14 protein-coding genes and 1 tRNA gene are annotated in these 13,886 nt (G+C 58.2%); 9 read left to right on the plus strand and 6 right to left on the minus strand.

The window, feature by feature from the left end; genetic code table 11:
* Positions 1–2: 2 nt before the first annotated feature.
* On the minus strand, positions 3–1,130 hold the full coding sequence (mutY, locus tag BLW71_RS13770) for an A/G-specific adenine glycosylase (protein ID WP_177205031.1): 1,128 nt from the start codon (positions 1,128–1,130) through the stop codon (positions 3–5).
* A gap of 7 nt (positions 1,131–1,137) precedes the next feature.
* The gene (gene mutM, locus BLW71_RS13775) at positions 1,138–1,968 is read right to left on the minus strand and encodes a bifunctional DNA-formamidopyrimidine glycosylase/DNA-(apurinic or apyrimidinic site) lyase (protein ID WP_091796803.1); all 831 of its coding nucleotides are present in this window, start codon (positions 1,966–1,968) and stop codon (positions 1,138–1,140) included.
* Positions 1,969–2,055: 87 nt separating this feature from the next.
* Between mutM and BLW71_RS13780 the strand changes: the two genes are divergently transcribed.
* The 8 genes from BLW71_RS13780 to hisC all read left to right on the plus strand — a co-directional run bounded on the left by BLW71_RS13780 (position 2,056) and on the right by hisC (position 9,346).
* Positions 2,056–3,885, plus strand: coding sequence for a tetratricopeptide repeat protein (locus BLW71_RS13780; RefSeq protein WP_091796804.1), 1,830 nt, complete (start codon positions 2,056–2,058; stop codon positions 3,883–3,885).
* Positions 3,885–4,517 carry a lipoprotein insertase outer membrane protein LolB gene (gene lolB, locus BLW71_RS13785; protein WP_091796805.1) on the plus strand — a complete coding sequence of 211 codons (633 nt, stop codon included), beginning with the start codon at positions 3,885–3,887 and terminating at the stop codon, positions 4,515–4,517. The genes BLW71_RS13780 and lolB overlap by 1 nt, the downstream gene beginning before the upstream one ends.
* 78 nt (positions 4,518–4,595) lie before the next feature.
* Positions 4,596–5,477, plus strand: coding sequence for a 4-(cytidine 5'-diphospho)-2-C-methyl-D-erythritol kinase (gene ispE / locus BLW71_RS13790; RefSeq protein ID WP_091796806.1), 882 nt, complete (start codon positions 4,596–4,598; stop codon positions 5,475–5,477).
* 52 nt (positions 5,478–5,529) lie between these two features.
* Positions 5,530–5,606 (plus strand) — tRNA-Gln (locus BLW71_RS13795).
* 46 nt (positions 5,607–5,652) lie between these two features.
* Positions 5,653–6,609, plus strand: coding sequence for a ribose-phosphate pyrophosphokinase (locus BLW71_RS13800; protein ID WP_006048037.1), 957 nt, complete (start codon positions 5,653–5,655; stop codon positions 6,607–6,609).
* Positions 6,610–6,773: 164 nt separating this feature from the next.
* Positions 6,774–7,397 (plus strand): 50S ribosomal protein L25/general stress protein Ctc, encoded by a 624-nt coding sequence (locus tag BLW71_RS13805; RefSeq protein WP_091796807.1) that lies wholly within the window; start codon positions 6,774–6,776, stop codon positions 7,395–7,397.
* A 149-nt stretch (positions 7,398–7,546) separates the two neighbouring features.
* Positions 7,547–8,149 (plus strand): aminoacyl-tRNA hydrolase, encoded by a 603-nt coding sequence (gene pth / locus BLW71_RS13810; RefSeq protein ID WP_091796808.1) that lies wholly within the window; start codon positions 7,547–7,549, stop codon positions 8,147–8,149.
* Positions 8,150–8,266: 117 nt separating this feature from the next.
* Positions 8,267–9,346 carry a histidinol-phosphate transaminase gene (hisC, locus tag BLW71_RS13815; protein WP_091796809.1) on the plus strand — a complete coding sequence of 360 codons (1,080 nt, stop codon included), beginning with the start codon at positions 8,267–8,269 and terminating at the stop codon, positions 9,344–9,346.
* 92 nt (positions 9,347–9,438) lie between these two features.
* Here the strand turns inward: hisC and BLW71_RS13820 are convergent, their stop codons facing one another.
* Positions 9,439–9,696 carry a YfhL family 4Fe-4S dicluster ferredoxin gene (locus BLW71_RS13820; RefSeq protein WP_091796810.1) on the minus strand — a complete coding sequence of 86 codons (258 nt, stop codon included), beginning with the start codon at positions 9,694–9,696 and terminating at the stop codon, positions 9,439–9,441.
* Positions 9,697–10,285: 589 nt separating this feature from the next.
* Between BLW71_RS13820 and BLW71_RS13825 the strand changes: the two genes are divergently transcribed.
* Positions 10,286–10,864, plus strand: coding sequence for a sce7726 family protein (locus tag BLW71_RS13825; protein ID WP_091796811.1), 579 nt, complete (start codon positions 10,286–10,288; stop codon positions 10,862–10,864).
* Here the strand turns inward: BLW71_RS13825 and BLW71_RS13830 are convergent.
* The 3 genes from BLW71_RS13830 to BLW71_RS13840 are packed head-to-tail and all read right to left on the minus strand — an operon-like array spanning position 10,837 to position 13,434.
* Positions 10,837–11,907, minus strand: a complete 1,071-nt coding sequence (locus tag BLW71_RS13830) for a beta family protein (RefSeq protein ID WP_177205032.1) — start codon at positions 11,905–11,907, stop codon at positions 10,837–10,839. The two genes, BLW71_RS13825 and BLW71_RS13830, sit on opposite strands and share 28 nt — an antisense overlap.
* The gene (locus BLW71_RS13835) at positions 11,900–12,754 is read right to left on the minus strand and encodes an ImmA/IrrE family metallo-endopeptidase (protein ID WP_091796813.1); all 855 of its coding nucleotides are present in this window, start codon (positions 12,752–12,754) and stop codon (positions 11,900–11,902) included. Before BLW71_RS13835 ends, BLW71_RS13830 begins: the two co-directional genes overlap by 8 nt.
* Positions 12,751–13,434, minus strand: a complete 684-nt coding sequence (locus tag BLW71_RS13840) for a GNAT family protein (protein ID WP_091796814.1) — start codon at positions 13,432–13,434, stop codon at positions 12,751–12,753. The genes BLW71_RS13835 and BLW71_RS13840 overlap by 4 nt, the downstream gene beginning before the upstream one ends.
* Positions 13,435–13,886 lie beyond the last annotated feature (452 nt).

Below are 13,886 nucleotides of genomic sequence, written 5' to 3' on the forward strand. Positions count from 1 at the left end.
GATCAGATCAGCGAGCCCTGCAAGCTGTCCAGCAGTTTGCGCACCGGCGCGGGCACACCGAACGAATCGAGATCGCTGAGCGCGACCCACGCGGTGTCCGCATCGCCCAACGCAGCCAAGGCGCCCACGCCACGATCCAGTTCCGCGAGCCGCGGTTCGATATCCAGTTTGAAATGCGTGAACACATGCGTGAGCGGCGCCAGCGGCGAAACCGCACCGTCTCCGCCAAAGGCACGCGCTCGCTCGACGAGCGAGGTTTCGTCGGCGGCTTCGGGCAGGCTCCACAAGCCGCCCCAGATACCCGAAGGCGGCCGCTTCTCCAGCATCACGGCATTGCCGTCGCGCAGCACCAGCATCCATGTGCGGCGCGTCGGCACCGCCTTCTTCGGACGCGCCGTCGGCAATAGGCGCTGACGCCCCGTCACGTTCGCCACACAGTCGGCGGCGAACGGGCAACGCAGGCAGTCGGGCTTGCCACGCACACACAAGGTCGCGCCGAGATCCATCAAGCCTTGCGTGTACGCACTGACTTCGGCGTCCGATGCATTCGACGGCAGCAGCGACTCCGCCAGCGTCCACATCGCGTTCTCGACTTTCTTCTCGCCCGGGAAACCTTCGACGCCGAACACGCGCGCGAGCACGCGCTTGACGTTGCCGTCGAGAATCGTCGCACGCGCGCCGAATGCGAACGACGCGATCGCCGCCGCCGTCGAACGGCCAATGCCCGGCAACTCCGCCAGCGCCTCGACCGATGCCGGGAACGCGCCGCCATGCTGCTCGACCACGACCTGCGCGCAGCGATGCAGATTGCGGGCACGCGTGTAATAGCCAAGGCCGGCCCACAACGCCATGACGTCGTCGGACGGCGCCGCGGCGAGCGCAGCGACAGTTGGGAAACGCGCGAGGAACTTCGCGTAATACGGAATCACCGTCGACACCTGCGTCTGCTGCAGCATGATTTCCGACAGCCAGATGCGATACGGATCTCGCGTGTTCTGCCACGGCAGATCATGCCGGCCATGCTGACGCTGCCACGCAATCAGGCGCGTGGAAAAATCGGACATGGCCGGAAAAGCGGGCGCCGCAGGCGCATCGGATGGCGTTGAACGCGGAGTTAAGCGAGAAGGCATTGAAGAGTTAGCGCTGGCAGGTGGGGCAGAAATACGTTGAACGCTGCCCCTGTACGATCTGTTTGATCGGCGTTCTACACACGCGGCATGGCAGTCCCGCCCGATCATAGACGAAATAGTCGAGCTGAAAGTAACCGCTTTCGCCATTGCTGCCGACGAAATCACGCAGCGTGCTGCCGCCCTTCTCGATCGCGGCGGCGAGCGTCACGCGCACGGCGTCCGCAAGCAGTTCGTATCGTACGAGCGAGACGCGCCCCGCCGCCGTGGTCGGCCTGATGCCGGCGCGAAACAGGCTCTCCGACGCATAGATATTGCCCACGCCCACGACGATTTCCCCGGCCAGCAGCGCCTGTTTCACCGAAACCTTGCGCCCACGCGTGAGCCGGTGCATCAGCGCGCCGGAGAAGGCGGGCGAGAACGGCTCGACGCCGAGGCTCGCGAGCAGCGGATGTTCGAGCACGTCGCCGGCTTCGCGCGGATGCCACAGCACCGCGCCGAAGCGCCGCGGATCGCGATAGCGCAAAATGAACTCGTCGAAGATCCAGTCGATGTGATCGTGTTTCGCCGCGGCCGGCGGATGCGGTACATGGCGCAGCACCCGCAGTGTCCCAGTCATGCCAAGATGCACAATGAACCAGCCCGCGTCGATCTCGAACAACAGGTACTTGCCGCGCCGCTCGACCTTGCGCACCACGTGGCCGCGCAACGTTTTCGCAAGATCGGCCGGAATCGGCCAGCGCAGCGCGGGCGTACGCACATCGACGCGTTCAACCTTGCGCCCGGACACATACGGTTCGATTCCCCGTCGGGTAACCTCAACTTCTGGCAACTCTGGCATGTCTAACTGGTCTGCAACTTGCGTGAGTGGTTGTGCGCGTATTGTAGCGAGCGCGTTACAATCGTCCGAAACATTGAACGGATTTCCATGAACTTGTCCTTCGTGAAGCTGTTTTTGAAGCGCCCGGCTAGCGCACTCCGCGTACCGCACGCCGTGTCCGCTCGCCGGATGCTCGGCGCGGCGGCGCTCGCCGTCTGGGCGCTGGCTGCCGTGCCCGCGCACGCGCAGGACTCGGATGACACCTCGGTCACCCTGCCGGACCCGCTTGGCCCGGCATCGGCGGAAGACCAGAAGTCCCTGCCTGGTGTGCCATTGACGAGCCAGATCGTATTCCAGGTGCTCGCCGCCGAAGTCGCGCTGCAGCGCGACCAGCCGGCGCCCGCCTATCAGACCTACCTCGCGCTCGCGCGCGACACGCACGATCCGCGCATGGCGCAACGCGCCACCGAAATCGCGCTGGCCGCGCAAAGCCCGTCGGATGCTTTGGCCGCCGCGCAATTGTGGCAGCAGTATGCGCCGAACTCGGAACGCGCAGCGCAACTGGACGCGTCGCTGCTCGTGCTGTCCGGCAAGCCTGACGACGCGGAGCAGATCCTCGCACGCGAACTCGCCAGGGTGCCCGCCGCCAATCGCGGCAGCGCAATTCTGGCGCTGCAACTGCTGCTCTCGCGCGGCCCGAACCGGATCGGCGGCCTGCACGTGCTGCAGGATCTGCTCAAGAACGACATGAACCGGCCGGAAGCGCAACTGGCCATCGCCCGCCAGCAGCTCGTTTCGGACGACGCGCCGGGCGCGCGCAAGTCGCTCGAACAGGCGCTTACGCTCAAGCCCGACTATTTGCCGGCCGCGCTGATGCTGTCGCAAATGGGCCCGGAAGAGCGCAAGGAAGGCATCGCCTCGCTCGAAAAGTACGTGCAGCAAAATCCGAAATCGCATGACGCGCGTCTCGCGCTCGCCCAGATGTATCTGGCAAGTGACCGTCTGGACGACGCGCAGAAGCAGTTCGAGATCATGCACAAGAACAACGCGAACGACCTCACGCCGCTTATGGCGCTCGCGCTGATCAAGATCCAGCAAAAGAATTTCAACGAGGCGCAAACGTACCTCACCCAGTACGCACAGCAAGCCGAGAAAACGCCGGGCGCCGATCCGGGCCAGGCGTACATCTATCTTGCGCAACTGTCGCTCGAGCAGAAGAACGATGCGGCAGCGGGCGACTGGCTGAACAAGATTTCGCCGTCGAGCCAGCAATTCGTGCCGGCGCAGATCACGCGCGCGCAATTGCTCGCCAAGCAGGGCAAGACCGACGACGCGCGCAAGTTGCTAGCCAACCTGCAGGCGCCCGATCCGCGCGACCAGGCACTGATCTTACGCACGGACGCGGCGATCCTGTTCGACGCAAAGCGCTATCCGGAGGCGGAAACACGCCTGCAGCAAGCCACGGCGCAGTTTCCCGACGACCCTGATCTGACCTACGACTACGCGATGTCCGCCGAAAAGACCGGACATTACGACATCATGGAAGCGCAGTTGCGCAAGCTGATCCAGACGCAGCCGGACAATCCGCAAGCGTATAACGCGCTCGGGTACTCGCTGGCTGATCGCAATCAGCGCCTCGCCGAAGCGGACAAACTGGTCGAGAAGGCATCCTCGCTGGCGCCGAACGACGCGTTCATCATGGACAGCGTCGGCTGGGTCAAATACCGGATGGGCGATACGTCGGACGCGATCAAGCTGCTGCGCAAAGCGTACGACATGCAGCCGAACGCCGAAATCGGCGCGCACCTCGGCGAAGTGTTGTGGAAAACCGGCAATCAGGATCAGGCACGCGCCGCTTTCCGCGACGCGCGCAAGCTCGAACCGGACAACGACACGCTGGTCAAAACGCTCCAACGTCTTCAGGTGAACGATCTTTGATGCGTCTTTCCCGTCTGATTTCCCTTCCCCGGGCGCCGCGTGGCGCGGCGCTCGGACTCGCGGCGGCAGCGGTTGTCGCATTGTCCGGCTGTGCCTCGGTGAAACCGCAAGGGCCGTCCACGTCGAATGCGGCGACCTCTGTGACCGCGCAGACGAGCCGTGCTTACCAGGGCCGCTTCGCGGTCCAGTACGACGATCAGAACGGCCAGCAGCGCAATGCCTATGGCAATTTCAGCTGGCAGGAAACCGGCGACACAGTGACCCTCGAATTGCGCAATCCACTCGGCCAGACGCTGGCAGTGGTGACGTCGTCGCCGGCTTCGGCCACGCTGGAGTTGCCCAATCGCCAGCCGCTCACAGCGGATAACGTCTCCACGCTGATGCAGAATGCGCTCGGCTTCGTGTTGCCGGTCGAAGGGCTGCGCTATTGGCTGCAACCGTCGCCCGCGCCCACTTCGCGCGCCAGGACCGAGAAGGACCCTGATCAACCTTCGCGGCTCAAAGAGATTACTCAGGACGGCTGGACGATCGACTACCTGGCGTACGCCGAAGCACCGGCCACCGGTGTGAAGCGCGTCAACCTGAGCCGCTCGCAGCCGCCTCTCGACATCAAACTCGTTCTGGATCAGTAACCCGCGCCGCTTCACGCACCGTTGCGCGCGCGACCTTGCCGCTTCTTCTGCGTCATCCGGCGCATGTAGCCTCAACTCATGATTGAAACGACCGATTCGCTGCGCGATTGCCTCGCGCCAGCGAAACTCAACCTCTTCCTGCACATCACCGGCCGCCGGCCGGATGGCTATCACACGCTGCAAACGGTCTTCCAGTTGCTCGACTGGGGCGACACCCTGCACTTCAAGCGACGCGACGACGGACTCATCACACGCAGCACCGAGATCGCCGAGGTGCCGCCGGAGCACGACCTGACCGTGCGCGCCGCTACGCTGCTCAAAACGCATACGGGTTCGCCTGAAGGCGTCGATATCGAAATCGAGAAGCGCCTGCCAATGGGCGCCGGCCTCGGCGGCGGTAGCTCCGACGCGGCGACGACGTTGCTCGCGCTGAACCGTCTGTGGAAGCTCAACCTGCCGCGTCTCGAATTGCAGGCGCTGGCGTTGAAACTCGGCGCCGATGTGCCATTTTTTGTTTTTGGAAAAAATGCGTTCGCACAGGGTGTCGGAGAAGCATTGGACGTTGTACAATTGCCGCCGCGCCATTTCCTAGTAGTGACGCCGAGGGTTCATGTTCCGACTGCAGCGATTTTTTCTGAAAAAGCGTTGACAAGAGATTCAAAACCCCTCACAATTACGGACTTTCCTGCAGAACTTAGCTGCAACACTGAATGGCCAGAAAGCTTTGGCCGGAATGACATGCAGCAGGTTGTCGTAGGGAAGTACGCGGAAGTAGCGCAAGTGCTGCGATGGTTTGAAAACGTCGCGCCAGCGCGGATGTCTGGATCAGGTGCAAGTGTCTTTGCAGCGTTCCGTAGTAAAGCTGAAGCAGAAGCGGTGCAAACCAAACTGCCAGGCGAATGGAACAGCGCAGTGGCGGCAAGTCTCGATCAGCATCCACTCTTTACTTTCGCGTCATAAGTTTTGCATCGTCGAACGAAACTCCACGTTCGGCGGAGCTCAGAGTTAGTGTAGGGGAGTCGCCAAGCTGGTTAAGGCACCGGATTTTGATTCCGGCATGCAAAGGTTCGAATCCTTTCTCCCCTGCCAAAATTTCTCGCATTTCCCCTCGCCCCCAGCCTGAAGTAGGTGCACGATGAGCAGCCATGACGGCCTGATGGTTTTTACTGGCAACGCAAATCCCGCGCTTGCACAGGAAGTCGTCAAAATTCTCGGTATTCCCCTCGGCAAAGCAATGGTTAGCCGTTTCTCGGACGGTGAAATCCAGGTCGAGATTCAGGAAAACGTGCGTGGCAAGGATGTCTTTGTCCTGCAGTCCACGTGCGCACCGGCGAACGACAATCTGATGGAACTGATGATCATGGTCGATGCGCTCAAGCGCGCATCCGCAGGCCGGATTACCGCAGCCATCCCCTACTTCGGTTATGCCCGTCAAGATCGCCGCCCGCGTTCCGCGCGCGTTGCCATCTCGGCGAAGATCGTGGCGAACATGCTGGAAATCGCCGGCGTCGAGCGGATCATTACGATGGATCTGCACGCTGACCAGATCCAAGGCTTCTTCGACATTCCGGTCGACAACATCTACGCTACGCCCGTGCTGCTCGGCGATCTGCGCAAGCAGAACTACGAGAACCTGCTGGTCGTTTCGCCGGACGTCGGCGGCGTGGTGCGTGCCCGGGCATTGGCCAAGCAACTGAATTGCGATCTCGCGATCATCGACAAACGCCGCCCGAAGGCGAACGTTGCCGAAGTGATGAACATTATCGGTGAAGTCGAAGGCCGCACCTGCGTGATCATGGACGACATGGTCGATACCGCCGGCACGCTCTGCAAGGCAGCTCAGGTTCTGAAGGAGCGCGGCGCAAAACAGGTGTTCGCTTACGCGACTCACCCGGTTCTGTCAGGCGGCGCAGGCGAGCGCATCGCTGCTTCCGCACTCGACGAACTCGTTGTCACGGATACGATCCCGCTCGGCGAAGAAGCCCGTTCGTGCGCCAAGATCCGTTCGTTGACCAGCGCCGGCCTGCTGGCCGAAACGTTCTCGCGGATTCGCCGCGGCGATTCGGTCATGTCGCTGTTCGCTGAAAGTTAAGTATTTGCGAAGGCGCAGCGCGTCGCTCATGGCGGCACACTGCGCTTTCGCGCAATCGGCATGAACGAACGAAGGTTCGTGCCGCAGTTCTGGGGCCTCAGCCGTAATGGCTTGCAGGCCCCGTTTTTACTGCCTGGTCGCGGGCAGTGCATTGGAGATTCAACATGAAAGTAGTCGCTTTCGAGCGTTCTTTGCAAGGTACGGGTGCGAGCCGCCGCCTGCGTATCTCGGGCAAGACCCCGGGCATCGTATATGGCGCTGGTGCTGAAACGCAATTGGTCGAACTGGACCACAACGCGCTGTGGCACGCGCTGAAGAAAGAAGTTTTCCACTCGTCGATCCTCGATCTGGAAGTGGCAGGCAAGTCGCAACAGGTTCTGCTGCGCGACGTGCAATACCACCCGTTCCGTCAGCTCGTGCTGCACGTGGACTTCCAACGTGTCGACGCGAAGAAGAAGCTGCACACCAAGGTGCCGCTGCACTTCATGAACCAGGAATCGAACCCGGCAGTGAAGCTGTCGAGCGCGGTGATCTCGCACGTCATCAACGAAATCGAAATCGAGTGCCTGCCGTCGGCACTGCCGGAATTCCTCGAAGTTGATCTGGCGACGATCGAAGCAGGTCACTCGGTTCACGCCAAGGACATCAAGCTGCCGGCAGGTGTGTCGCTGGTTGCTCACGTCGAAGCAGAAAACCCGGTGGTCGCAGCTGCAACGATCCCGGCTGGCGCAATCGCTGAAGGCGATGCCGCTGCTGCTGAAGGTGAAGGCGAAACGCCGGCTGCTTAAGGGCCACGAGGCACTGAGCAAGTAATCCTCTCGATCCGTTTCAATGAAACGGTCGATGTGACCCGCCGAGGTTCGCCCCGGCGGGTTTTTTTTCGGTTTTTTTCGGCTCGGCTGCGTTCGCCTTCCGAGCCAGATGGACCTACGCAATCATGATCAAGCTGATCGTCGGCCTCGGCAATCCGGGCGCCGAATACACTGCGACGCGCCACAACGCCGGCTTCTGGCTGGTCGATCAACTGGCGCGCGAAGCAGGCACGACGCTGCGCGACGAGCGGCGTTTTCACGGTTTCTACGCCAAGGCACGGCTTCACGGCGAGGAAGTGCATCTGCTGGAACCGCAGACGTATATGAACCGCTCGGGACAATCGGTCGTGGCGGTTGCTCAGTTCTTCAAGATTCTCCCGGACGAGATTCTGGTCGCGCACGACGAACTCGACATGCCGCCCGGCAGCGTCAAGCTGAAGCTCGGCGGCGGCAGCGGCGGCCACAACGGGCTCAAGGACATCACCGCGCATCTGTCGTCGCAGCAATACTGGCGGCTGCGGATTGGCATTGGCCATCCGCGGGATCTTATCCCGGAAAGCGCGCGCGCCGGCGCCAAGCCGGATGTCGCCAACTACGTGTTGAAGCCGCCGCGGCGGGAAGAGCAGGATGTGATCGATGCATCGATCGAGCGTGCGCTGGCCGTGATGCCGCAAATCATCAAGGGCGAGCTTGAACGCGCGATGATGCAGCTGCATCGCAACCCATAGACTCCGCTGCTGGAACCTGGATCGCCGTATCGTCGTCGACCGCAACTATCCTGCGCAGGACCCGAGCCGGTGCTTTGCGCCAACGCCGGTCGGCCGCTTTGTATGAGGGAGAATCGCTTGAGCCGCTATTGGAGTGACATCGTTCATCATCTGACGCCGTACGTGCCCGGCGAGCAGCCCGTGGTTGCGCATCCGGTGAAGCTGAATACCAACGAAAATCCCTATCCGCCGTCGCCCCGCGTACTCGAGGCCATCCGGCAGGAACTCGGCGACTCGGCAGAATCGTTGCGCCGTTATCCCGATCCAACGGCGCGAAAACTCCGCGAAACGGTCGCCGCATACCACGGCATCCGCGCCGAACAGGTCTTTGCAGGCAACGGCTCGGACGAAGTGCTCGCCCTCACCTTCCAGGCACTGCTCAAGCACGACAAACCTTTGCTGTTTCCGGACATCACTTATAGCTTCTATCCGACCTACGCGCGGCTTTTCGAAGTCGACTACCAGACCATCCCGCTCGACGATAGCTTCGCAATCAACGTCGACGATTACGCCTCGCCGAATGGCGGCATTCTGTTCCCTAACCCGAACGCGCCGACCGGCCGGCCGCTGCCGCTCGCTGATATCGAGCGGCTCGTCGCGGGCAATCCGGATTCCGTGGTGGTGATCGACGAGGCCTATGTGGATTTCGGTGCCCAATCGGCCGTCGGCCTGATCGATCGCTATCCGAATCTGCTGGTCGTTCAGACCGTGTCGAAGTCGCGCTCGCTGGCCGGCATGCGCGTTGGCTTTGCGTTCGGCAGCCCGGAATTGATCGACGCGCTGAATCGCGTGAAGGATAGTTTCAACTCCTATCCGTTAGACCGCCTCGCACAGGTCGCCGCCACTGCCGCGTACGAAGACGACGCCTGGTTTCGCGACACATGCGCCAAGGTCATCGCGAGCCGTGAACGGCTGGCCGCAGGGTTGGCGGCGCTGGGCTTCGAGGTGGTGCCGTCGGCGGCGAATCTTCTGTTCGCGCGCCACGAAGGCTACGATGCTGCGACGCTCGCGTCACAGTTGAGGGAAAAGGAGATTTTCGTGCGCCATTTCAAAGCGCCGCGAATCGATCAACACTTGCGGATCTCAGTCGGCACCGACGCCGAATGTGACATTCTGCTGGGCGCGTTGCGCGACATCTTCGGTACATACGTCGGATAGCGCGTCGGATAGCGCGGCGTACAGCTTAAAAAGCGCGGTATAAAAAAACGGCGAGCCCAAAAGGTCTCGCCGCTTTTTTTAAACTCCGCACCTCACTCGCTTTTTGCAGCCTGTAGCGCGTGGTATTTCGCCATCAGCGCATCGGGCGTTTCCAGATGCTCCGGATCGCGCGGAATACACTCGACCGGGCACACCTGAATACACTGCGGCTCGTCGAAATGCCCGACGCACTCAGTACACTTCTTCGGGTCGATCACATAGATTTCCGGGCCCATCGAAATCGCGTCGTTCGGGCACTCCGGCTCGCATACGTCGCAATTGATGCACTCGTCGGTAATCATCAAGGCCATACTGCCACCAACTTTGCTAGAAAAAACAATACATTATAGCTTTTTTCAGCCTATCGACGGTCGTGCATGATTGCCCAAAATCACGTTTGCGTGTTGCGGCTGAGTTGCATAGGTGTTGCAAATTGTGCAACGCGCAAAGTCCAGATAGCATGCCGAGCCATGACCAGCAAGACGTTTAGACACAATTGCGACGTATGCGAGCCGGAGTGCCCGAACGACGCGATTTCGATGGGCCTGGAAATCGACGTGTTCGACCTCAACTTTGATGCCTAGGCCAGCATGATATAACCCCATTTATGCTGGGCAATGTTGAGACGACCCCGCAACATAGCGAATTGTCAGTTGACCCGACATGTCGTTGTCTTAAAAATACCGAACTCGAGCATCGGCTCGCTCGAATAGCTGAAACTGCGTCACATCTGCCCATCGACTCAAAGCGAGTCTCAAGACAGCGAGCTTCCGAAAACAAACAACCCCTGTATCATTCGTCTTGGGTTGCGTAGGCATTGCTGTCGGACCTTCCCCGCCCTCAGCTTGACCGATACCGTGCCGAGACTTTCGCTGAAGATGGATACCCGCCACCGTTGAAATGATGAACCTCGACGACAAGACAATCCGCAAGTTTTTGATCGCCAGACTTGCATCGTTATCAAACAAACCAAAAGCCGTTATTGAAGAATTGCGTGTGCACAACGGCAATGCAATCGCAGATGTCGTGGCGATTCACAAATACGCCCACTGCTATGAAATAAAAGGAGACACGGATGCAGTGCGTCGAATCCTCGTCCAGCGCCAATACTACGATCTGGCTTTCCGCCGAATCACGCTAGTGACGACAGATCGCCATCTCGACAACGCGTTAAGTCTGGCACCCGCACATTGGGGCATTATGGTCGCGTCTGAATCAAGAGGGAGTGTAGCGATTAGATATGTGCGGAGCGCAACTCGGAATCCACTGTATGACACGCGCGTCGCATTATTGACTTTGTGGAAATCCGAGCTACTCGAAGTTGCCCTGCCTATCTCGTCCAAAAAACTAGACAAACTCAGCCGTGCTCAATTGACGGATTTCATTGCTCTCAATGTCGGTCAAGAAATGCTGTGTGAAAAAATCGGCGATCGACTTGTGGGTCGGCGCAGCTACGCCGAAAAGCTGCTGAACATATAACTCATATGCGCGTTTATCATTGGCTTTAGCACACTAGCTGGTGTCACCATCACCCCTGTCGAAACGGTCCTGTCCCAGATAAATTTGTCACCGAACGAAAACATCGGCTTCCTATAAAATTTTTTGGTGACAATTTGTGCAAAGATATCGTTGTACTGCAAGTTACCCCGTGGATGGGTTTTTAATGCCCCACCACGCGCGACGTAATGTATATCGCCGTGTGAGTAAACTACTTTCGCGGTCATGACGTTATACATAACCTCAGGCGCAAGCTTAACTTCTGAATATAGCGGACTAACAATTGTATAGTCACCGCAGAAGAGTTTTGATCCATCCACTTGCTTTCGCAAAGCACGATAAATAGCTATCTCTATGCGAGAATGATCGTGCTCAGTCAGCACTCCAGTAACATCGCCAATCGACGGTGGCATTGACGACCCCGTCACAATAATTGCGGAAAATTTTGCCGCAGCAGAGGAATCGTGAATGAATTTCGCCAATATGCTCGCCCTCTGTAATGGGGCAACATCAGCGCAAAAGCGGTTGTCAAGGACGAGAACCCAGTCCGAGAACAATCCTTTCCCTCGTTTCAATAATTGATCAATCTCGTCTGCAACCAGCGAGAAATTTTCAAAATCCTCCGATTGTAAACGAAGAGCAATTGTGTTTGTAGCCAATTGCCCCGTTTCCTTGGCTTTAAATACGGCCTCGTTTCTTCCCGGCGCGCGGTCAAGGCCTACTACGGGCGAAAAATTAATTTTCCCGAATGATTTTATGGCGTAATTATAATTGTGTTCGCCATCCACCTTTAGCGAATCATCGATATCGAAGTTGTCGAGAAAAAACATCGGAAACTGCTTGAGATGATTCGCTATGCTCTTCGCACCCTTATCGACCAAAGTCTTGAACGCTTCCGGCGTCATTCCATCTTTCTTTGGTAAATCGATAAACGGCACGATAGAAGACTTGATTTTTCCGTCCAAGGTCGAGAGGGCGCCGATCTCGCCCGTTTTTAGTTTGAGAAACGGAACGTAGTTATTCATGACCGAAAAGGATCCTTCGCACATTCACTTCATTGAGTATTTTCGCAAACATGTTCTTTTTCGCAGACTCGCGTTGCAAGCGGCCGGCGACAATGGCGGGGTGAACACCCACGCGGCGCGCAAAGTCAAACAAATTCTCTTCTGTTGGCGAATACTTTACGTTTGCGCTACGCCAAGCGCTGCGACTAATTAGTGAGTCTCCAGCCAGTCGGTCGGCTTGCTCCTCAACTAATCCCTCCGGTGCGGCATCCAAGTCTTCCAGGATAGGCTCAGTCAGTAACTCCCGGTGGAGCACGATGTGAGCCAACTCATGCATCAATGTAAACCAAAAGATGTCCAATCGCGGATATCGGAGACTGAGCCCAATAACAGGATGCCCGTCATCCAAACAAAAAACTGCGCCATCGAGCTTCATGCTTGGAATCGACGGTTCGTAGATGACGACGATGCCCTTATCCAACAAAAGCTGCTGCAACGAGCTAAGTTTCTCGGGGTCTGCGCTGAGCCGAGCAAAATCGGCTAGGTCATCTACGGACAGGCCGTCAAACGGCGCGAGTTCTGTCGATGCCGAAAGCAGCTGTGCCTGCTGGCGAATTCTCGAAAGCCAAAGACGACCTAGAGCCTCGTTTGCGTCAAGCCTTCTACGATATAACGCGCCTTGAGCTGTCCGTGCTGTGTGCACCTCACGAAACAGGTCGTACTCAGCGACACCTGGATTGTTTCCCAAGTATTTTCTCGGCACTTGGGCTAGCAGAATCTCAAATTCCAAATAAGATTGGTAGAGATCCTTTGCATCAGCGTTGCCTACCGAGCTGACCGGGAAGTCGTCGAATTGATCTAGCTTCACCGGCTGGCCTCAAACTCATTTGCTGTCGCCTGCGGCATTTCAAAATACCTCAGGGTTTCCTTGTCCAAAGCGGCAAACGGCTTCATGCCGATCTGCTCGTAAAACGGTACGGCGCGCGGCAGGGCGTGCAACGAGAAGCCCTGCCGAAGCTTCAGTTCATCGGTGGCGTATGCCATAGCAGCCTTGATTAAAAGACTTCCAATCCCGCTGAAACGACGCGACGACATGGGATTCTTACGATTCCAAGGTGCGGAAGCGATGTATTCGATATAGAAGATGTCTCCGGCCGCGAGTTCACTCTTCTTCGGGTGGTAGATCAGACACGCGCCTTGAGGGACATCGTCCGCCATTAAAAATAGCCAGTCGTACTCGGCCGTTCGGTAAGCTATGGCTTTTTTCAGCCATTCCCAGTGGCTATCATCGATTTGAATCGACTCCAGTATTTCGGTCCGATCTTCGTCGGAATAGTCCTTTTCCTTAATGAACTTCAAAAGATTGAGATTGAAGATACCCCAGTTCTTATCGCACCAGTGTGCCTTGCCCAGATCCCACCCGGCCTGAATCTCGAAAGGGACAAAGGTGCCATCGTTACGCTGTACCTCGCCTGCTTTCACAACAGTGCATTTGTCGAAAAGCGGGCTTTTGCAGTCCAGAAATGCCTTGATGTCTTCGAGTGTCATTGGCTGCGTGCTGTCTTAATTTAACTGAAGATATACACACTCGCGGAAGATTTGTCCAGCTTGCGACTGGTAGTTGTAAAAAATACCGCCTTATTGGTTCTGGAGCACCTTTCGGTGCGTGAGAATGGTCGAACGATCCGCCTTGGAGTTGAGGCCTACGTAAAACCGACAAATGCCTGTCGCGTAAAATGCGCGCAGGCTCGCCAGAAGAACCGCCAAGCGCTCAGCGGCACAGTTTCATAGCAGAGCAAGTTCAAAGCTGGAGAACTTGCCAAAACGCCATTCCGACAAGTTGCGGTTCGAGCGACCGCACCGAGGCACGGACCTACCCCATCGCAGCAAAACCACGCCCGTGCGCTGCTATTTTGCCCGCAACCGTCGGTGTGACCAACAATTTGCCCTACCCGTTGTCAGATGAGCCACCAAGCTTCTGGCGCCATAGCAGCGTTGTG

It is taken from the genome of Burkholderia sp. WP9 (assembly GCF_900104795.1).
GTDB lineage: Bacteria > Pseudomonadota > Gammaproteobacteria > Burkholderiales > Burkholderiaceae > Paraburkholderia.